Raw genomic sequence first — 20,349 nt, forward strand, 5'->3', positions numbered from 1 at the left:
TTTAGGTTCTAAAGACCAACAGCCTTCAGCGTACTCTCCACGTACTGGTTTACACTATGTCCCAACAAACCACGTTTGTATGGACTATGAACCATTTGAAGTGGAATACGTAGCAGGTCAACCATACGTTGGTGCAACATTAAGCATGTTCCCAGCACCAGGTGGTACACACTTAGGTAACTTCATCGCTTGGGATTCACGTGAAGGTAAGATCGTATGGTCAAACCCAGAACGTTTCTCAGTCTGGTCTGGTGCCTTAGCAACCGCTTCTGACGTCGTCTTCTACGGTACATTAGAAGGTTACCTGAAAGCCGTTGATGCGCAAACAGGTCGTGAGCTGTGGAGATTCAAAACAGCGTCAGGCGTTATCGGTAACGTCAACACCTACAAACATGACGGTAAACAGTATATTTCTGTACTGTCAGGTGTCGGTGGTTGGGCTGGTATCGGTATGGCGATTCCAAGCTTAGAAAATGACACAGATGGTCTTGGCGCAGTCGGTGCATATAAATCACTGTCTAGCTGGACTAACCTGGGTGGTATTCTGAGTGTATTCAGCCTGTAAGACCCAGATGATATAGATTACTCCGTAATCTTAATCTGAATAAAAGGCCCGGCATCTTTTGATGTCGGGTCTTTTTTTTGAAACAAATATGTTAGCTTTATGGTCGAAAGTTTTTCATAATCAAAAAAAGGAAGAGAGAATGACCAAAATACAGCGTTGGACACTAGTTATTATGGGAGTCCTTCTGGGTACAACCACAGCATTTGCTGCTGATGATTTAAAACCCCTCCCTGGACAAAAAGCCGTGCGCGTTTGTGCTGACGGTTACAACCTGCCTTATTCAAATAAAGAAGGTGAAGGCTTTGATAATAAGATCGCAGAGTTATTAGGCAAAGAATTGGGGTTACCCGTTGAATATTATTATTTCCCGCAACGTATCGGCTTTTCACGTAACACAATTAAAAAAGTAGATCCTGAGACAGGGTTGTTTTATTGCGATGTCGCAATGAGTATTCCTGAACATACAGATTTCTTAAAACCGACTAAACCCTATTGGAGTTCAATTGAAGCAATGGTCTACCGCAAAGGAGAAGGCTATGAGCTTCATCAGATGAAAGATATTGTCACGGCAAAAAAAGATGGTAAACCATTACGTATCGGTATCTTTGATCGTGGTGTAACAACAAAAGCGCTATTAGACCTCGGTTTAGCTGATCAAATTCAATATTTCCAAATGATGCCTGGTGATGCTCGAGTGAATGCTGGACGTATTATTAGTGATGAGCTCGCCAAAGGTAATATCGATGTTGCGTTATTGTGGGGGCCCATTGCTGGTTACTATGCTAGTGAGTCAGATGTGCCAATGGTTGTTCAGCCTCTAAATGAGCTGGGTGAGGCCTATGTGTTCAGCTTTAGTATGGGAACGCGTTATCAAGACAAAAAATGGAATGCGCTATTAAACCAGTTCCTGACAGAAAATAAAGATGAGATTGATGCCATCATGGCGCAATATCATTTGCCGTCATTGGATAACGTTAATCCTTATCCTAAAAAGCGGGTTCGCAAAGATGATGACGATTAATATTTAGCAGAACATTTTATCGGGGTGACTATTCAATCGTTGCCCCGATAATTGTTTTTAAATTGTGATTAATTTTTTTTGCAAATACCTGTTGTTTTTTGTTGTGAGAAGTTTCATCCATTAATTCGGTACTGATAATAACCTGACCAGAGTTGGACTGACGTACACTGATATTACAGGGCATTTCATTGATGAGCTGGGGATTGATTTCCATCATTTCTTTGGCATAAGTGATGTTACAAAAATTAGTAATCGTCGCTAATGGAAAATCCGTATCACCACGATCTCGAATGGCTTGGCCAATGTGACTTCGATGAATGATGCGGTAATTTTGTTCTGAAATAGCAATATCTAAGTTTAATAAGGTATCTTCAAAAGAATACGGACTTTCTTTTTCATATAGTCTGTTTTCAGTCTGCTGCTGACAGGCTGTAAAGAAGAGAAATGTAAGAATAATAAGAGTGTAGCTGACAATGCCTGAGGAATATATTTTCATGTATTAAAGCTATATTTAATGAATGATTGTTTAGAATAACACTATAAAATCAAAGTAAAAAAGAGAGAGGTTCAAAGTGAAAAAATTGTTAATGGTATTGATGTCTGGATGGCTTATGGTGCTTTTCAGTAATGCCTTTGCTGAGCCTGGATTCTCAGAAGTAAATAATGAATTATTTGATAAAGCTCATTTAAAAAATATTACACAGCCAGGCACATTAACCTATAAATATAAAAAAGAAAGCTTCGTTGAAGATTCGCGTGAAGACACAATAAAAGTACACGTATCAAATATCCGTAATACTGGTCGTAGTGACCTATCTTTTGATTTTTTCACCAACCAGTATAAACGTCCTTATGAACCCATGGAAAACCAGCGTGGAAATGGCGTTTTTGTGCTTTTCTTAGAGTTTGATGTACATGAAATGAAACGCCTGACAGGCGGCGAATGGCGTTATTTCCAACGCAAACTTCGTTGGGCATTAGCCGCTGGCGCTGAGAAAAAACAGGTCGATATTGACTACAACGGTAAAAAGGTAAAAGGTACACAATATATTGTCCAGCCATATATTAACGATCCTAAAAATGCACGTTATAAGCTATATGCCAGCAAATATTATATTTTCACCCTTTCAGAAGATATCCCGGGTGAGATTTATGAAGTTAGAACTATTGTGCCAGATGGTGATACGTGGCATGAAGGACAGGCTGCATTAGTCGATGAAAGTATTACATTTGAAAGCTATAAGCCCGAGTAAAAAAATAATTTACTTGATCTTGGACAGCATAAAACGGGCTGAAAAGGCCCGTTTTTTTATATGAAACTATTTTCCCGCTTTCGCCGAAGCATTCAAGGCTCACTTTTGTTACATGAGCTAAGTTTCTTGATTATTATTCTTGTGACTGCCAGTGTCGGCATCGTCTGGGCTTTTGCATGGCAAAAAAGTTCTGAGGAGTCTTTACGATTGACTTCGATGAATAATCACATGCAAAACATTCGTGGTGAGTTATACCGTCAATTGAAAGAAGTATTTGATGCGAACTTTCTTGCGGATACGGACGCCCCTGAAGAGTATGAACAATATACAGATAGAATTACAGGGTTTATCCAAGACTTAAAGCAGGAAGCTGAACAACAAAACGAGTTTCAGGCAGTGATTGATATCGAACTGGCTTATCAACGGTTCCATGATGAAACGCATACTCTGTTAAGAGTCATGCAACCATCTGAGCAACAAAAAGAATTGCTGAATCTACAACTGGAGAAATATACCTTTAAAAAACTCGAAGATGCTTTCAGCCAATTTGAAAGTCTACTCAATAAAAAACAGCAAGCATTGACCCATGATCGACAGAAGTGGATGTCGCAGTTATTCATACTTGTACCCATCCCGATCTTATTAGCATTAACGCTATTATTACTATCACGGCGTTTTGTGAATAATAATGTCATAAAACCTCTTGCTAGAGTGATGCAAGGCGCAAGGCGGATAAGCAAAGGGGAATTGAATCATGAGATTAAAGGTGGTGGGGTAGATGAGTTAATTCGACTGTCTGATGCCATTAACATGATGGCCAGTGAGATTATTGTCAATCGTGACCGATTGATTGAGGCAAAAAAACAAGCCGCTTTGGGCGAGTTGGTTCCCTTGGTTGCTCACAACATTAGAAACCCATTGGCCAGTATTCGTGCAGCAGCCCAAGTCACATTAGATGAAAATCCGGAGCCTGAAATTCAGGAAGCATTAAAAGATATTATTATCGCTGTAGATCGCCTTGAACGCTGGGTGACTTCATTATTAACGTATCTGCATCCAATAAGTGCTCATTTCACTCAGAAACCTCTGACAGAGGTGGCAGACAATACCTTGGCTATGATGGATTTACAACTCAAGGATAAATCGATATACATCGAACGGAAAGGATGGGAGTTGCAGCCTACACAGGTTTTGATTGATATTAATTTAATGGAACAAGCTATATTCAATCTTATACAGAATGCCATTGAAGCCTCACCAATTTCGTCAAAGTTAAGACTGGAATATAAAGAGAGTTCAGACCAAATTGAATTAAGTATTCGTGACCAGGGAAAAGGAATGAACTTTGATCCGTTAGATGAAAATGCTGTTGGTAGGGATGATACTAAACGGCTTAGTTTTGGTCTGGGCATACCCTTTACACTTAAAGTTGTGAAACAACATCAGGGCGAACTCTTTTATTACGCTAATGATGTTCAAGGAACATGCGTGATTATCAGACTGCCAAAAATTACCTAAGGTAAAGTGAAATTGATATTGAATATTTTATTAATTGAAGACGAAACGCTTTTTGCAAAATCTGTTATGAAGCGTCTGCAACGAGAGGGTCATACGCCAACAATTGCTGAAACCATTTCTGATGCATACATGGTGTTGGAAAAAACTTTACCAGACATTATTCTGCTGGATGTAAGATTACCAGATGCCAGTGGTCTGGACTTCTTACAGGTGTTAAGAGAGCATCAAACTTGGCATGTTATACCAGTGGTTATGATGACCGCCTATGGTGAATTAGAAGATGCTGTTCGAGCCATGAAGTTAGGTGCGACAGATTATTTGAAGAAACCTGTTGATTTGGATGAGTTAGTACTCACAGTCAATAAGGTGATGCAAACACAAAAGCTAAGTCAACAGCTTGACTACTCGCATGTCCGGGAAACGCATGGTTCAGAACCTGTGGTAATGGTCGGCCAAAGTAACGCCATGCAGGCTATCAAGCAACAAATGGAACGCGTCATTCAGTTGGTTGATCGCGCTCAGACTGAATATCCTGTCATTCTCATCAACGGTGAAACTGGAACAGGCAAAGATGTACTTGCTCGCTATTATCATCAGTCAGGTAAATGGCGAGACAAGCCTTTTGTCCACGTTGATTGTGCAGCCTTACCCAAAGATTTAATCGAAGCTGAACTATTTGGTTATGAGCGTGGTGCATTTACCAATGCACATCAGGCAAAAGCAGGCTTAATTGAAGTGGCCGAAGATGGGACACTTTTCTTAGATGAAGTCGGTGAACTACCACTTGAATTGCAATCAAAGTTATTGAATGTGCTAGAACGCCGTCAGATAAGACGAATTGGGGCAACACAAGAAAGGGCGGTTAATGCACATTTCATCGCAGCAACAAATCGTGACTTACCTCAAATGGTCGCTGATGGCGAGTTTCGTTCAGATCTTTATTTCCGTTTAAACGTGATTCAACTTCAGATGCCGCCGTTACGGGAGCGAAAAATTGACATCGCACCATTAGCTGCGCATTTTGTTGAGATGGTTGCAAGACGTTATGGTTTGAAACCTCCCGTTTTTACAGAAACGGCTGTCAGTGCGCTACAAGACTATGATTGGCCAGGCAATATCCGAGAGTTACAACATGTTGTTGAACGTGCAGTGATGATGTCTGCTGATGGCTTGATTGATGTATCACAATTGATCATGCAGACAACAATCACAACATCTCAACAGCTTGATCCTGTCGAAGTATTGGGACATATGACGCTTGAGCAAGTCGAGAAGTATCTGCTGGAAAAAGCACTGGAGCGAACCGCCGGTAATGTATCTCGTGCTGCACGTGAGCTAGGATTGACAAGAATGGCCATGCGATATCGTATGGAAAAATATCAGTTATAGTTTATTTGACGACTTTTAAACTGGGGCGATTTCCTGACTTATTAGTGTTATTTTGAGTCGTGGGTTCAGCTTTTGGTGGAGGCGGTGGCGTTGGCATATCTTCTTCCGGAAAGAACATACCTTCGTTATTTTCTTTGCTGTAAATAGCCTGAACAGCAATGATGGGGATAAATATATCCATTGGTTTGCCGGCAAATCTCGCTGAGAAACTCAGCCAATCATTACTAATATTTAAATCCCGAACTGCATCAGGTGCGATATTCAAGACGATACGACTATCGCGTACGAAGTCAGTAGGAACTTGTACACCCTCGTGGTCAGTATTGACCAGTAGATAAGGAGTAGAAGCATTATCTAGTAACCATTCATGTATAGCTCGAATAAGATATGGCTTTTGTGAAGTCATAATTTATCGCATTGCCTTTTCTGCTGCCGTTAAACTCTGTTGGAAACTGTCTCTGCGGAAAATCTTCTGTGCATATTTTTCTACAGCACTGGCACTTGCTGGTAATTTTATTTTTAATGCCGGAAGACGCCATAATAGAGGGGCTAGCGTGCAGTCCAACACAGAAAACTCATCACTCATAAAAAACGCTGAGTCTTCAAATAATGGCGCAAGCACCGTTAAATCTTCCTGAATCGTTTTACGTGCTTTACTGACGTTACCTTTTTCGCGTCCTGAAATAACATTCCAGTGTGAGTACCAGTCTCTGTCTATTCGGTAGAGCATCAGTCGTGTTTTTGCCTTTGCTACAGGGTCGACAGGCATCAGTGGTGGATGAGGGAAACGTTCATCCAGATATTCAGCTATCACACCTGCGTTGAATAACACTAAATCACGATCAAATAAGGTGGGACCAATTCCATAAGGATTGGCAATCGCGACCTCTTCCGGCCAAGCGCCATCAATTAAGGTTTCAATATTCGCATCAATATCTTTTTCCTGAAGAATAATGCGAACCTGATGACTAAAGGGACAAATAGGATCTGAGAAAACCGTCATTTTAGAACGGCGAGTACTATTCATTTTTTATCAAATCCTATCATGTCTTCGCTATGCCAAATAATGATCAATGTATATCTTTCCAGAAGGCTTTTTTAAGTGGATAAGCAATCAAGAAAAACACTATCAGGTAGAGCAGAACCCATTTTGCAAGAGCCATTCTTTGTAGTTTAGATGGCTCACTCATATAGGCAAGAAAGTTAACCAGATCATGCACTAATTGGTTGTACTCATGCGTTGATAACGGTGCATTTTCTGGAGCAATTAATTCGCCTGTCTCTGGATCCTTTGTTTGATAACCTTGTTGCTCCCATAGAACATGAGGCATACCAACATCTTTAAATGCAAGATTATTGGTACCCACTGGGCGAGATGAGTCAAGATAGAATGTTCTCAGATAGGTATATAGCCAATCGGTACCTCTGGAACGAGCAATAACCGATAAATCAGGAGGCGTCACGCCAAACCATTTCTTTGCATCTTCCGGACGCATTGCAATAGTCATTGTGTCGCCAATTTTGTCAGAGGCAAACATCAGATTATCTTTAACCTGATCGTCTGTTAAACCAAGATCTTTTGCCATACGGTTGTAGCGCATGTATGCAGCTTGGTGACAACTCAGGCAATAGTTAACAAATGTTTTTGCACCACGCTGTAAAGACGCTTGATCGGTGATATCAATGTCTGTGTGATCCAAATGGACACCACCCCCAGCAGCCATAGCCTGTACTGAAAACAGGCTGAGCAAAACAGTAAAAATTAAATGTTTCATTAGCTTGTTACCCTTTCTGGTACAGGTTTATCTTTATCAAATTTCGTGTAGAACGGCATAAAGATGAAAAATGCAAAATAGATAACTGACGAAATTTGAGCAATCAGCGTGTAAAGCTCTGTGGCAGGTTGTGTGCCTAAAAAGCCTAAAACTAAGAAGCTGATAATAAACAAGGTTAATGCAATCTTGAAATAAGGGCCACGGTAACGAATTGATTTTACTGGGCTTCTATCTAACCAGGGTAACAAAAATAAGAACACGATGGATAAGCCCATGGCAACAACGCCAGGGAATGCTGATGCATTGATGCTTGGCACCGCTCTTAAAATTGCATAGAAAGGCGTGAAATACCAGACAGGAGCAATATGCTCTGGTGTTTTCAACGGATCTGCTGGAATAAAGTTAGCATGTTCAAGGAACCAGCCACCCATTTCAGGCATATAGAACAACACCAACGAAAAGATAAATAAGAAGACAATAACGCCAACAATATCTTTCACCGTATAGTAAGGGTGGAATGGAATACCGTCTAATGGTTTGCCTTCTTTATTCTTAAGTTTCTTAATTTCAACGCCATCAGGATTATTAGAACCAACTTCATGCAAGGCAATGATGTGGGCAACAACCAGTCCCAGTAACACGATTGGTAAAGCAATAACATGGAAAGCGAAGAAACGATTCAGAGTTGCATCAGCTACAACGAAGTCACCACGAATCCATAAAGCGAGTTGTTCGCCAATGAAGGGAATAGCGCCGAACAGTGAAATAATAACCTGAGCACCCCAGTAAGACATTTGTCCCCACGGCAGCAGATAACCCATAAAGGCTTCCGCCATCAATACGAGATATATCAACATACCAAACAGCCACACGAGCTCGCGTGGTTGTTTATAAGAACCGTAAATTAAACCCCGGAACATATGCAAATAGACGACGATGAAAAAAGCAGAAGCGCCAGTGGAATGCATATAGCGGATTAACCAGCCCCATGGAACATCACGCATGATGTATTCAACGGAAGCAAAAGCTAGTGCCGCATCAGGTTTGTAGTTCATTGTCAGGAATATTCCAGTGACAATTTGTATGACCAAAACCAATAAGGCTAAAGACCCAAAGAAATACCAGAAATTGAAATTCTTCGGTGCGTAATATTCAGAAAGATGTTCTCTCCACATTTTAGATGCGGGAAAACGGGCATCAACCCAATTCATAAATCCGGAAAACATTATGCAGCTCCTTCTGAACTTTCACCAACGATAACGACGTTATCACCCTGGAAATGATAAGGAGGTACCAGCATATTCTTAGGAGCAGGCATATTTTGAAAGACACGGCCAGCTAAATCATATCGCGAACCGTGACATGGGCAAAAGAAGCCGCCTTTCCAATCTTTTCCAAGATCTTCCGGTGCTAATTCGGGCCTATATGTAGGTGAGCAGCCCAAATGGGTACAAATACCGACAAGTACCATCAATTCGTCACGGATAGAGCGAGCTTCATTTTGACAGTATGATGGTTGTTGGCTGGCCATTTCACTACGAGGGTCAACGAGTCTATCGTCTAATGAAACAAGCGTTTCAATTGTTTCCTCGCTGCGTCTGAAAATCCAGACGGGTTTTCCTTGCCACTCAACGGTCAGTAATTGCCCTTTTTCTAATTTACTAATATCCACTTCAACAGGTGCGCCAGCAGCTTGAGCTTTTGCACTAGGTAGCATGGATGAAACAAATGGTACGGCAACGGCGACTGCACCAGCCCCACCAACAACACTGGCAGCTGCGGTTAGAAATCGCCTTTTGCCTGTATCGACATTGTGACTCATTGACGGAGTCCTCCCAGCTTTCTGAAAATCTTAAAATTCCCTATTAACCGCATGAATTATTATTGTTCAATGCTGCGGTTAACTACAAAACTCATAAATATTATCATAGTACTGGAAGCAAAGGATCAAAAAAGCCCGCCTAGAATTAGGCGGGCTTTTCATCTTGGAACGATTTTAATCGAACTTATTTAGCAGCTTTTGCGGCTTTTTTCACCAGACGTTTCAGAGCGCCTTTAGGTTTAGTGGCTTCGATAGCTTCTAAGTTAGTTGGTTTACCAACGATAACGACACCACCCATACCAGCACCCCAATGCGGGTCACATTTGTATAAGTAAACACCTTCTACTGTTAAAGGTTGTGTTGTGAAGTTTTCACCCATTTGTGAAGTCCAACCTGTTGCGCCTTCTGGGATGTACTCATGTTCACCATCAGCTTCAACAAATTTAGTGTTGGTGATGTGACCGTTCATGTTTTCGAAAGAAACTGTATCACCTGGTTGAATTTGAATAACCATTGGTTTGAATGATGTCACTTGGGCTGTTACTGTGTGGTTTTCAGCCATTACTGAAGTTGACATCAAAGTCGCTGCAGTTAAAGTAGCAGCAATAAGTGATTTACCATATTTCATTATTAATCCTCTTGTTTTCTTAGGTTATTTGACCCAGTGCGATGCAAGTTTGGCACAACCAAACTGAACCGAAACTGAACGGATAAAATAGTTATCTCTTTGGTATATATTGATTTAAGTCGGCTAGAACCGCGCGACATACTAACCTGACTTTTGTCATAAAGTCCAAAAAAGTGAGTGGTTTGCGTCAAATAACTCACTTATACAACGTTATTTGTTTCTGTATGACTTTGCTGTAGCTGCCACATGGAAGCATAGACACCGTTTTGGGCTAGTAATTGTTGATGAGTGCCTTGCTCTATAATCTCACCTTTGTCCATCACCAAAATCTGATTTGCGTCGATGATAGTGGACAGCCTGTGAGCAATAACCAAAGTCGTCTTATTCAGACTAATATTGATGATTTCCTTGCCAATTCGTTGTTCAGAATGACTGTCCAGTGCTGAAGTGGCTTCATCAAAGCATAACACTTTGGGATTTTTCAGAAGGGTACGAGCAATGGCAAGCCGTTGTTTTTCGCCACCCGATAATTTCAAACCTCGTTCGCCAACGATAGTGTTATAGCCATCAGGTAATTGTTGAATGAAGTCATGAAGATTGGCTTGTTTCGCTGCTGCAGTCACAGCTTCAGTGTTGGCAGATGGTTTGCCATAAGCAATATTGTGGTAAATCGTATCGTTAAATAAAACGGTGTCTTGAGGCACTATGCCAATGTGTTTTCGCAGGCTGTTTTGGGTCACGTGTTTGATATCTTGATTATCGATTTCTATATGACCCATTTGTGGATCATAAAAACGATAAAGCAGCCTGATAATGGTAGATTTTCCGGAACCACTTGGTCCTACAATGGCGAGTTTTTGCCCTGCTTTCGCGGTGAAACTAATGTTTTTCAGAATGACTCTATCCGGGTGGTATGAAAAACCGACATTTACAAACTTGACCTCTCCCAAACTTATATCAATATCCTTTGCATCGTCATTATCAGAAATTTCTTTTTGTTGTTCGAGTAAATGAAACATGCGTTCCATATCGGCCAGTGAATGACGAATTTCTCTGTAGACAAACCCTAAAAAACCCAGAGGCATATAAAGCTGGAGAAGATAAGCATTAATCAGTACAAGATCGCCGAGTGATAACTGACCATCAACTACTCCTTGTCCCGCAAGTAGCATGAGTGCGGTCAAGCCAGCAGAAATGATAACACCCTGACCAATATTCAAAACGGACAGTGACGTCTGGTTATGGATGGCAGATTTTTCCCACGACGCTAATTTTTTATCGTATTGCGAAACCTCCAGTTCCTCATTATTAAAATATTTAACGGTTTCGTAATTAATCAGACTGTCTATCGCTTGATTATTCGCTTGAGAATCCATTTCATTCATGCGCCTGCGATAGCGCATCCGCCACTCAGTGATAATGAGGGTATAAAAGATATATATGAGAATTGTACTGGTGGTGATAATCGCAAAAATACTGTCGTAATTAATGAGTAATATTGCAGTGACTAATCCAATTTCTACCAATGTAGGTAAGATATTGAATATCATGAAGTTCATCAGAAAACTGATGCCGCGACTACCGCGTTCTATATCGCGTGAGATACCACCGGTTTGTCTCTGCAAATGAAATTGAAGTGATAACTCGTGTAAATGAGCCAGTATCTGTGAGGCGATTCTACGAACAGAGCGAAAAATGACTTTGGCGAATAGCGCATCTCGAAGTTCACTAAATGCACTGCTAGCCAGTCTCAGAAGTCCGTAAGCTACTAACATCATCACGGGCAGATAGATGATATTCTGATGCTGGGGATCTAAAGCATCAATAGCGTGTTTAAGTGTCAGGGGGACAGCAACGTTAGCCAGCTTTGCTAGGGTGAGCAGGCTGAGTGCAAGTAATACACGGCCTTTAAATTTTTTTATAAAAGGAATAAGTCGGCGTATTGCCTGCCAATCGTTTTTGGATGTCATTAGTATAGTTTAGCGCATTAAATTAGCGATGATGTAAGTGAGCACGGCGGCAATAAAGATTTTTAGTTATAATTAATGGGTTTAACTCTTGAAATGCGGCTTTCGAGACACTATAAAAGTGGTCTCCAATATTTGTTTTATCGTATGAGGAAGGAATAATGCCACTTTATGAATATCGCTGTGATGCGTGTGGTCATGAATTTGAAGCATTGCAAAAAATTAGTGATGAACCATTGGTTGATTGTCCAGCCTGTCAAGAAGCGCAGTTACGCAAATTGGTATCGGCGTCAGGGTTTCGTTTGAAGGGTGATGGCTGGTATGAAACTGATTTTAAAACAGGCAGTAAACGTAATTTAGCAGATACAGGAACGAGCGATAGCGGAAAAAAGACTAATGCAGCCGCATGCGGTACCGGTTGTGGCTGCCATTAATCATGTTTGAACCTAAGTCATAAATGCGTAAATATCTGATAGCGGGATTGTTAGTCTGGATGCCGTTGGGCATTACATTCCTTGTTATCCGCGCTATCGTTGGATTTCTTGATCAAACATTATTACTACTACCCGATGCTTATCAACCGGATAATTTCTTAGGTATCCATATCCCCGGGCTGGGAGTGTTATTAGCGGTTGTATTGGTATTAGCAACGGGTATGATCGTTGCCAATCTGTTAGGGCGACGGTTAGTGAATGCCTGGGAATCCTTGTTATCAAGGATTCCTCTGGTCAGAACACTCTATGCGGGTATCAAGCAAATTTTAGAAGCCGTATTAGCGACAGATGGACAGTCATTTCGCCGTGTACTTTTGGTGGAATATCCAAGAAAAGGGGCTTGGAGTCTCGCTTTTATGACGTCAGATCAGCTCGGTGAGGTACAAGAAAAAACACGATCCGAAGTGATCAGTGTTTTTATACCAACAACGCCTAATCCAACCTCCGGCTTTGTGCTCATGTTGCCAAAAGAGGATGTGATTGAGTTGGAGATGAGTGTCGAACAAGGCTTAAAAATGATTATCTCAATGGGGGTCGTTGTGCCTGATTGGGAAAAAGAACAATTATTGAAACAACAGGCTCAGCAGAAAAAGCCTGAACAAGCGTAAAATTAAGGGTTCGAATTCTATTTTTCAGAACTCAATTGCAAACTATAAAAATTTAAAGATTGGAAGTTATTATGCGTAGCCATTATTGCGGCGAGGTAAATGAAACCCTCGAAGGTCAGTCAGTTTCTATTGTTGGCTGGATGCACCGTCGACGAGATCACGGTGGAGTTATTTTTATTGACTTACGAGATCGCGAGGGATTAGTTCAAGTTGTTTGTAACCCTGAAGATGCTGAGTGTTTTGCTGTAGCTGAACGTGTCAGAAGTGAATATGTCTTAAAAATTGAAGGGCTTGTTCAGCTTAGACCTGCCGGTAGTGACAATGCCGATTTGCGTAGTGGCAAGATTGAGATTATTGCGAAAAAGCTGGAAATTCTGAATGCATCAGAAACACCGCCTTTCCCGCTGAATGAGCTGTTGGATGTGAACGAAGATATCCGTCTGCGTTATCGTTACATTGATTTGCGCCGTCCAGAAATGCAGCAACGTTTGCGTTTCCGTTCACAGATTACCCGTCAGTTACGCCACTTTCTGGATTCAAACGGCTTCTTAGATATTGAAACGCCTATTTTGACGAAAGCCACGCCAGAAGGAGCACGTGATTATCTGGTGCCAAGTCGTACCCATCAGGGTGAATTTTTTGCTTTGCCGCAATCACCACAGCTATTCAAACAATTATTGATGATGTCCGGCATGGACCGTTATTATCAGGTTGTTCGTTGCTTCCGTGATGAAGATTTGCGTGCTGACCGACAACCTGAATTTACTCAGATTGATATTGAAACTTCTTTTGTTGAAGAAGAAGATTTCATGAATATGATGGAAGAAATGATTCGTGGTCTTTTTGCCAATGTATTGGAAGAAGCCTTACCGAATCCATTCCCGAGAATGACCTATGCTGAAGCCATGGATCGTTTCGGTAGTGATAAACCGGATCTCCGTATCTCTCTTGAATTAGTCGATGTCAGCGATTTAATGGGTGAGGTTGACTTTAAAGTCTTCTCTTCACCAGCTAATGATCCACGCGGTCGTGTCGCAGCTCTAAAAGTACCCGGTGGTAATAATCTGAGTCGTAAAGAAATTGATGACTACACCAAGTATGTAGGAATCTATGGTGCGAAGGGATTAGCGTATATCAAGGTGAATGATATTGATGCGGGACGTGAAGGTTTGCAGTCACCGATTCTGAAATTCCTACCTGATGAAGTTATCAGTGCCATTATGCAACGTGTAGAAGCAAAAACTGGCGATTTGGTTTTCTTTGGCGCTGATAAAGCGACGATCGTTAATGAGTCTCTCGGTGCACTTCGTGTGAAACTGGGGCATGACTTAGACATGGTTGAACGTGGCTGGAAACCTTTATGGGTTGTTGCTTTCCCAATGTTCGAATGGGACGAGAAATCAGCGCGTTGGCATGCGCTTCATCATCCGTTTACCGCTCCCCGCGAATCAGATTTGGCACTGTTGGACTCTGATCCTGAGAAATGTCTGTCACGAGCGTATGACATGGTCTTAAATGGTACAGAGCTGGGTGGTGGTTCTATGCGTATTCACAAGACCGATATCCAGCAAAAAGTATTTGAATTACTTGGCATTAACGAAGAAGAAGCGCAGGATAAATTCGGCTTTTTGTTAAATGCATTGAAATACGGGTGTCCTCCTCATGGTGGCCTAGCATTTGGTCTGGATCGTTTAGTGATGTTGATGACCGGAGCTGCCTCAATACGTGATGTGATGGCATTTCCAAAAACACAATCAGCAAGCTGTTTATTAACGGATGCGCCAAGTCCTATTGATGATGCATTATTGAAAGAACTGAATATCAGGTTGAGAAAAAATCCTCAGGCTGAGTAGTCGTTAAGGAGATCTTATGGGTGAGCAAAGTGATGATAAATCATGCACAGAAAAACATTATTGGGTTCACCCTAAAGATCTGCCGCTAAGCTGTCCAATGCCAGACATGGCGGTGTGGAATGCGCATCCCCGGGTTTATTTAGATATCGAAACAAAAGGTGAAGTGGCCTGCCCTTATTGTGGGGCGCTTTTCACACTGAGTGGTCAGGATTAAATGAGTCAAATACATGTCGCTGTAGGAGTTATTGTTCAGAAACAGCAAGTATTTATCGCCTTACGCAAGCCCGAGCAGCATCAAGGTAATTTATGGGAGTTTCCCGGCGGTAAGGTCGAGGCAGGAGAGAGTACTTTTCAGGCCTTAAAAAGAGAAATTAATGAAGAGCTGGCGATTGAAGTTCATTCAGCAAAACCACTCATTACTATTAGCCATGATTATGGTGATAGAACTGTTTTATTGGATGTGTGGTGGACGGATGCTTTTGATGGAACGCCAATAGGTCAGGAAGGTCAAATTACCCAATGGGTAGATATTTCTACCTTACATCAATATGAATTCCCGGCTGCCAATAAGGCCATCGTTGAATCAATACAACAGCAATTGAATACCATACAGGCATTTTAGAATTATGAGTTTAGCAGAAGCCATTCCACAATCACTTCAATCAAAGATTGACTCAATCATTGATAATGTTGCCCCAACGCCTTGGCTGTCTGAAGAGGAAAAAGCGGACTATATTGAGAAAATAAAACGTCTGTTAGAAGAAAAGAATGCCGTTATGATCGCTCATTATTATGTTGATGATGAGCTACAGGCTCTAGCAGAACAAACAGGCGGGTATGTTTCTGACTCACTGGATATGGCGAATTTTGGAGCTAAGCATCCTGCTGAAACACTAGTGGTTTGTGGCGTTCGTTTTATGGGGGAAACCGCGAAAATATTGAGCCCGGAAAAGACGGTTATCATGCCAACACTGGAAGCCGAATGCTCACTTGATCTTGGCTGTCCGATTGACGCCTTTAGCGAGTTTTGTGATCAGCATCCTGATCGTGTTGTTGTGGTTTACGCTAACACGAGTGTTGAAGTAAAAGCGCGTGCTGATTGGATTGTCACCTCCAGTAATGCTATTCAGATTATTGACGCCTTAAAAGCGGAAGGCAAAAAGATTATTTGGGGGCCAGATCGTCATTTGGGTCAGTACATCAAAAATAAAACTGATGCCGATATGCTGTTATGGCAAGGGCATTGTGTTGTACACGATGAGTTTAAGTTGTACGAACTGGAACAGCTTATGGCGAAATATCCTGATGCTGAGGTTTTAGTTCATCCGGAGTCGCCTGAGGCGGTGATTGCCAAGGCAGACTTTGTTGGTTCGACAAAACAAATTATTGCGGCAGGTAAAGCTTCTAAAGCCGATACTTTAATCATCGCAACAGATTATGGTTTGTTTTACAAAATGAGTCAGGCTGTGCCTGATAAACGTTTAATACCCGCGCCGACAGGGGGCAAAAGTGCGACCTGTAAAAGCTGTGCCCATTGTCCATGGATGGCAATGAATACCCTTGTGAACTTACACAAAACATTAGTCGAAATGAATAATACGATTGAAGTAGATGAGGATATTCGTCAAAAAGCACTAATTCCGTTGAACCGGATGCTTAACTTTTCTTATGAAAAAGGTATTCTCACCGCCGGTGACGCTTAGTCTTAGTGATAATCGGATTCGTCGTTATCATCTAAAGGTGAGTGAACTGGTGGCCCAGGAATACGATGTCCTTCAGAAGCCCATTCACCGAGATCAATCAGTTTACAGCGCTCACTGCAAAAAGGTTTCCAGACTTGATCTTTTTGCCATGGCACTAATGTTCCGCATTGTGGACAATTAACAGTGGTTACCATAATTACATTGCACAACAGCTAAGTTTAAAAGGGATGGTTTCAAACGATTGCTGTGGTCTTTGCTGGATATCAAATAACATAAAGCGAACGGTAAATCGGTGTTTACCACCACTCACCTCCGGGAAGAAGGCCTTGTCACGAGGGATTTCAACACGGATAAGTTGATAAGGCTGATTTGAATCCAGGCTGCGTTGATAGAATCCCGCTTCTGCTACTTCATCTTTAAAACCCACACTACCACGAATAAGTCGAAGACTTAGTTCTACCGCATTTCTGACGGAAATAAATTCATTTAACCACAGCCGAAGTTGTTCACTGCGTGTTTCGGCAAGCGTATGCTGCAACCAGAAGTGGTAAGAGGGTAAGTCGAATTCACAGGTGCCGCCAGGAATACTGGAACGCTGCCGAATGCTGTAGAGGAATTCGTTATCACGTAACGGTTGACCTAACCCTGATTTTTGTACGTGCAAAGCATCCAAGCTTTGATCCAAATCAGAAAGCAATGCATCCAATGCCTCTCTATCAACACCTGGAGTATTTTCCAGCGCTGATAAATTAGCAATCAACCGCTCAATTTCTTTCATCAATTCTTGTTTCATATCGCTGCGCTCAAAGACACTGAGCATGCTTAATATTCCATCCAAAGCATCGCGATGATGCATCTCGGATTGGCCCATTAATGCAGAATCAACACGTTTAAATAGAAATTCTAACCTTAGGAAGGTTCGAATTCGTTCATTGAGTGGTTGTTCAAAAATTATCGAATCTGACACGGGTCTATTTTTTAACGATGAATGGATAGGTTTATTGTCCATGACTCTTTGCTGGCAAGCAACTTAATGTCATTTGTCAGCAAACTTTAAGTAGAGTTCATGCAATTGAGCAACTTGATGTGCTAAAGAATCTACAGAGTCATTATTATTGATAATATCATCTGCGTGTTGCAAGCGGAGTTGGCGGTCACACTGACTATTAATCATCGCTTGAGCTGTTTCCATAGAGATATTATCACGCGTTTGTAATCTTTCTAGCTGCTTCTCAAGGCTGACATCAATCACACAGACGCGGTCTACTTGTTTATAGATGCCTACTTCAATCAGTAGCGGCACAGACATTATGCAGTAAGCAGATGTAGAGCTTGCCGCTTGAGTGAATAATTGCTGGCGAATAGCCGGGTGTAATATTTTTTCGAGACGTTGTTTATCATTATCATTGTGGAAGATACGTTCGCGTAAATAGCGTCGGTTAATTTCTCCATTATCCAACAAAACTGACTCACCAAAAGCCTCGACAACTTCGCTGTAGCAGTCTGAATCTATTGTTAAAAGTGTATGAGCAATACGATCGGCATCAATAATGTCGATGTGGTATTTATCATGAAATAGTGAAGTGACAGTAGATTTGCCACTGGCAACACCACCAGTGAGGCCAACCTTAAACACCATTAAACGAGACCTGACCAATGCAGGTAAGCACTGTTTATGATTTCTCCCCAGACGAGTGCTATCCACCCTGCAATGGCAAGATAGGGGCCGAAGGGGATAGGAATCTCACGTTGATGCTGTTTTAGCAGAACCAGTGTGATGCCGATTAACGCTCCAACAAACGATGATAATAAGACAATCATAGGAAGTGCTTGCCAGCCCATCCAGGCGCCCAGTGCGGCGAGAAGCTTGAAGTCACCATAACCCATACCCTCTTTACCAGTCACCAGTTTAAATAGGTGATAGATGCTCCACAGTGATAAATAACCGGCAATCGCCCCAATTACACTGCTATGAAGATCTGTATAGACACCAGAAAGATTAAAAGCCAAACCTAGCCAGATAAGCGGTAGCGTGATTTTGTCAGGTAACAGTTGGTGATCAACATCAATAAACGTTAATGCTATTAATGCCCAACTAAGTAGCAGCGCACCAACTGCACTCCAGCCAAAACCAAAGTGCCAGGCAATAATGACTGACATCAGAGCTGATAGAGCTTCAATAATAGGATAGCGTATTGAAATCGGGGTTCGGCAAGCTTTGCATTTGCCTGCAAGAAATAGATAACTGATCACTGGAATATTTTCCAGTGCCGTAATGGCATGTCCACAATGCGGACATGCAGACCGAGGCCTTGAAAGCGTAAATACCGCTTCGGGAGGGCTTGCTTGGTCACCTAGTTCTGCACATTGTTCAGTCCACTCACGCTCCAGGATGATAGGCAGACGGTAAATAACCACGTTTAAAAAACTGCCAACGAGCAGGCCAAGAATGCCGGCAATGATGATCCATGCAACTGGCGATGTTGCCAGGTAATCGATAAGCGACATATTTAGATCGCTGCGCCGAGTTTGAATATTGGCAGATACATGGCGATGACCAGTGTACCCACGATACCACCTAAGAAGACCATGATGAGTGGCTCTAATAAGGCAGTCATATTATCTACCGCGTCATCGACTTCACTTTCATAGAATTCAGCGACTTTGGCCAACATGGCATCAAGTGAACCTGACTCTTCACCGATAGCTACCATTTGCACAACCATATTGGGGAATAACTCGACATCAATCATCGCTTTATTCAATTGTGTGCCTGTAGAAACATCATCCCGCATAATCAGTGTTGCTTCACCGAAGACCACATTACCCGTCGCACCCGCTACAGATGTCATCGCTTCGACCATCGGAACACCTGCTTTGAACATGGTGGAGAATGTTCTGGCAAAACGGGCAATGGCCGCTTTTCTCATGATTTCACCGACCACAGGGATTTTAAGTAGCATCCTGTCTAAAAAGTGTTGAACTTTACGTGAACGCTTGCGTGACTCCATGGCGCCGTAAACCGCCGCAATCAATATGCCGAAGATTAACCACCATTTTTCCTGAAAGACTTCGGATACCCGAATCACTAATTTTGTCAGACCCGGCAAGTCAGCACCAAAGCCTTTGAATAAAGACTCAAACTGTGGAATAACAAAAATCATCAAGATGGCTGTCACAATAAACGCAACGACGATAATCGCTGTTGGGTAAACAAGGGCTTTTTTAATTTTTGCTTTTAATGCTTCAGTTTTCTCTTGGTAGGCGGCAATTTCATGCAAGAGTGTTTCTAATGCACCTGATTGCTCGCCAGCATTAATCAGATTGACGTATAAATCATCAAAGTGATGAGGAAATTTAGATAAGGATTCAGCTAAGCTAGTACCTGATTCAACGTCAGCTTTTATCGCCAGAATCATTTCTTGCATACTACTATTTTCATGGCCTTCGCCGATAATTTGCAGTGACTGCATTAATGGCACGCCAGACGACATCATGGTAGCAAGCATACGACTGAAAACGGCAATATCGGAAGGCTTGATTTTCGGTTTTCTGGGAGCGAAAAGATCTTTGGGTTTTTTACGGACTTTTAACGGGGTTATTCCTTGGCGTCGTAAATCGACTTTGGCCTGATTCAGGTTTTCTGCACTAATTTGGCCTTTGACTTTCCGGCCCTGTTTGTCTGTTCCCTGCCAGAGGAAGATATCGGGTACTTTGACTTTTTTTGCTTTAGCCGCTTGTGCTTGTGCCACA

Annotated in this window: 24 protein-coding genes; 11 read left to right on the forward strand and 13 right to left on the reverse strand. The window is 41.9% G+C overall.

What is annotated here, in order from left to right; all coding sequences use genetic code 11:
• The coding region (locus B2248_RS02315) for a PQQ-binding-like beta-propeller repeat protein (protein WP_286722017.1) at nt 1-565 on the forward strand (565 nt) is incomplete at its 5' end.
• Nucleotides 566-704: 139 nt separating this feature from the next.
• Nucleotides 705-1,586, forward strand: a complete 882-nt coding sequence (locus B2248_RS02320) for a quinoprotein dehydrogenase-associated putative ABC transporter substrate-binding protein (RefSeq protein WP_273181300.1) — start codon at nt 705-707, stop codon at nt 1,584-1,586.
• A 28-nt stretch (nt 1,587-1,614) separates the two neighbouring features.
• Here B2248_RS02320 and B2248_RS02325 read toward each other — a convergent pair whose 3' ends face one another.
• A complete protein-coding gene (locus tag B2248_RS02325; protein WP_273181301.1) occupies nt 1,615-2,082 on the reverse strand; it encodes a DUF302 domain-containing protein in 468 nt (155 codons plus the stop codon).
• A 76-nt stretch (nt 2,083-2,158) separates the two neighbouring features.
• Between B2248_RS02325 and B2248_RS02330 the strand changes: the two genes are divergently transcribed.
• Genes B2248_RS02330 through B2248_RS02340 form a run of 3 tightly spaced genes read left to right on the forward strand, consistent with a single transcriptional unit; the run spans nt 2,159 to nt 5,746 of the window.
• Nucleotides 2,159-2,839 (forward strand): hypothetical protein, encoded by a 681-nt coding sequence (locus B2248_RS02330; protein ID WP_139031825.1) that lies wholly within the window; start codon nt 2,159-2,161, stop codon nt 2,837-2,839.
• 60 nt (nt 2,840-2,899) lie between these two features.
• Entirely contained in the window at nt 2,900-4,357 is a 1,458-nt protein-coding gene (locus B2248_RS02335) for an ATP-binding protein (protein ID WP_284723706.1), read from the forward strand.
• 18 nt (nt 4,358-4,375) lie between these two features.
• A complete protein-coding gene (locus B2248_RS02340; protein ID WP_273181304.1) occupies nt 4,376-5,746 on the forward strand; it encodes a sigma-54-dependent transcriptional regulator in 1,371 nt (456 codons plus the stop codon).
• 1 nt (nt 5,747) lies between these two features.
• Here B2248_RS02340 and B2248_RS02345 read toward each other — a convergent pair whose 3' ends face one another.
• The 7 genes from B2248_RS02345 to B2248_RS02375 all read right to left on the reverse strand — a co-directional run bounded on the left by B2248_RS02345 (nt 5,748) and on the right by B2248_RS02375 (nt 11,941).
• Nucleotides 5,748-6,152, reverse strand: coding sequence for a ClpXP protease specificity-enhancing factor (locus B2248_RS02345; protein ID WP_273181306.1), 405 nt, complete (start codon nt 6,150-6,152; stop codon nt 5,748-5,750).
• 3 nt (nt 6,153-6,155) lie between these two features.
• Nucleotides 6,156-6,773, reverse strand: coding sequence for a glutathione S-transferase N-terminal domain-containing protein (locus B2248_RS02350; protein WP_273181308.1), 618 nt, complete (start codon nt 6,771-6,773; stop codon nt 6,156-6,158).
• 43 nt (nt 6,774-6,816) lie between these two features.
• Nucleotides 6,817-7,521, reverse strand: coding sequence for a cytochrome c1 (locus B2248_RS02355; RefSeq protein WP_273181310.1), 705 nt, complete (start codon nt 7,519-7,521; stop codon nt 6,817-6,819).
• Nucleotides 7,521-8,747 (reverse strand): cytochrome b, encoded by a 1,227-nt coding sequence (locus B2248_RS02360; RefSeq protein ID WP_007144499.1) that lies wholly within the window; start codon nt 8,745-8,747, stop codon nt 7,521-7,523. The genes B2248_RS02355 and B2248_RS02360 overlap by 1 nt, the downstream gene beginning before the upstream one ends.
• Nucleotides 8,747-9,343 carry a ubiquinol-cytochrome c reductase iron-sulfur subunit gene (petA, locus tag B2248_RS02365; RefSeq protein ID WP_007144500.1) on the reverse strand — a complete coding sequence of 199 codons (597 nt, stop codon included), beginning with the start codon at nt 9,341-9,343 and terminating at the stop codon, nt 8,747-8,749. The genes B2248_RS02360 and petA overlap by 1 nt, the downstream gene beginning before the upstream one ends.
• A 184-nt stretch (nt 9,344-9,527) precedes the next feature.
• Nucleotides 9,528-9,971 (reverse strand): plastocyanin/azurin family copper-binding protein, encoded by a 444-nt coding sequence (locus B2248_RS02370; protein WP_007144501.1) that lies wholly within the window; start codon nt 9,969-9,971, stop codon nt 9,528-9,530.
• A 200-nt stretch (nt 9,972-10,171) separates the two neighbouring features.
• A complete protein-coding gene (locus B2248_RS02375; protein WP_007144502.1) occupies nt 10,172-11,941 on the reverse strand; it encodes an ABCB family ABC transporter ATP-binding protein/permease in 1,770 nt (589 codons plus the stop codon).
• Between the two features lie 158 nt (nt 11,942-12,099).
• Here B2248_RS02375 and B2248_RS02380 point away from each other — a divergent pair, with 158 nt between their 5' ends.
• The 6 genes from B2248_RS02380 to nadA all read left to right on the forward strand — a co-directional run bounded on the left by B2248_RS02380 (nt 12,100) and on the right by nadA (nt 16,596).
• Nucleotides 12,100-12,372 carry an FmdB family zinc ribbon protein gene (locus B2248_RS02380; RefSeq protein WP_007144503.1) on the forward strand — a complete coding sequence of 91 codons (273 nt, stop codon included), beginning with the start codon at nt 12,100-12,102 and terminating at the stop codon, nt 12,370-12,372.
• A gap of 23 nt (nt 12,373-12,395) precedes the next feature.
• Nucleotides 12,396-13,040, forward strand: a complete 645-nt coding sequence (locus B2248_RS02385) for a DUF502 domain-containing protein (protein ID WP_040576154.1) — start codon at nt 12,396-12,398, stop codon at nt 13,038-13,040.
• Between the two features lie 71 nt (nt 13,041-13,111).
• On the forward strand, nt 13,112-14,893 hold the full coding sequence (gene aspS, locus B2248_RS02390; protein ID WP_007144506.1) for an aspartate--tRNA ligase: 1,782 nt from the start codon (nt 13,112-13,114) through the stop codon (nt 14,891-14,893).
• A gap of 16 nt (nt 14,894-14,909) precedes the next feature.
• On the forward strand, nt 14,910-15,107 hold the full coding sequence (locus B2248_RS02395) for a zinc-finger domain-containing protein (protein ID WP_273181313.1): 198 nt from the start codon (nt 14,910-14,912) through the stop codon (nt 15,105-15,107).
• Nucleotides 15,108-15,515: an 8-oxo-dGTP diphosphatase MutT gene (gene mutT, locus B2248_RS02400; protein ID WP_273181314.1), complete on the forward strand. Its 408-nt coding sequence runs from the start codon at nt 15,108-15,110 to the stop codon at nt 15,513-15,515.
• Between the two features lie 4 nt (nt 15,516-15,519).
• Nucleotides 15,520-16,596 (forward strand): quinolinate synthase NadA, encoded by a 1,077-nt coding sequence (gene nadA, locus B2248_RS02405; RefSeq protein WP_007144509.1) that lies wholly within the window; start codon nt 15,520-15,522, stop codon nt 16,594-16,596.
• A gap of 2 nt (nt 16,597-16,598) precedes the next feature.
• Here nadA and B2248_RS02410 read toward each other — a convergent pair whose 3' ends face one another.
• From B2248_RS02410 to B2248_RS02430, 5 genes are read right to left on the reverse strand one after another with little or no spacing between them, the layout of a single operon-like run.
• A complete protein-coding gene (locus B2248_RS02410) occupies nt 16,599-16,790 on the reverse strand; it encodes a DNA gyrase inhibitor YacG (protein ID WP_040576155.1) in 192 nt (63 codons plus the stop codon).
• A gap of 2 nt (nt 16,791-16,792) precedes the next feature.
• Nucleotides 16,793-17,605: a cell division protein ZapD gene (gene zapD / locus B2248_RS02415; RefSeq protein WP_007144511.1), complete on the reverse strand. Its 813-nt coding sequence runs from the start codon at nt 17,603-17,605 to the stop codon at nt 16,793-16,795.
• A 27-nt stretch (nt 17,606-17,632) separates the two neighbouring features.
• The gene (gene coaE, locus B2248_RS02420) at nt 17,633-18,235 is read right to left on the reverse strand and encodes a dephospho-CoA kinase (RefSeq protein ID WP_273181315.1); all 603 of its coding nucleotides are present in this window, start codon (nt 18,233-18,235) and stop codon (nt 17,633-17,635) included.
• Nucleotides 18,235-19,104 carry a prepilin peptidase gene (locus tag B2248_RS02425; protein ID WP_273181317.1) on the reverse strand — a complete coding sequence of 290 codons (870 nt, stop codon included), beginning with the start codon at nt 19,102-19,104 and terminating at the stop codon, nt 18,235-18,237. The genes coaE and B2248_RS02425 overlap by 1 nt, the downstream gene beginning before the upstream one ends.
• A gap of 2 nt (nt 19,105-19,106) precedes the next feature.
• The gene (locus B2248_RS02430) at nt 19,107-20,348 is read right to left on the reverse strand and encodes a type II secretion system F family protein (protein WP_273181318.1); all 1,242 of its coding nucleotides are present in this window, start codon (nt 20,346-20,348) and stop codon (nt 19,107-19,109) included.
• Nucleotide 20,349: the final 1 nt, after the last annotated feature.

It is taken from the genome of Methylophaga sp. UBA2012 (genome assembly GCF_002335235.1).
In the GTDB taxonomy this organism is placed as follows: Bacteria; Pseudomonadota; Gammaproteobacteria; order Nitrosococcales; family Methylophagaceae; genus Methylophaga; species Methylophaga thalassica.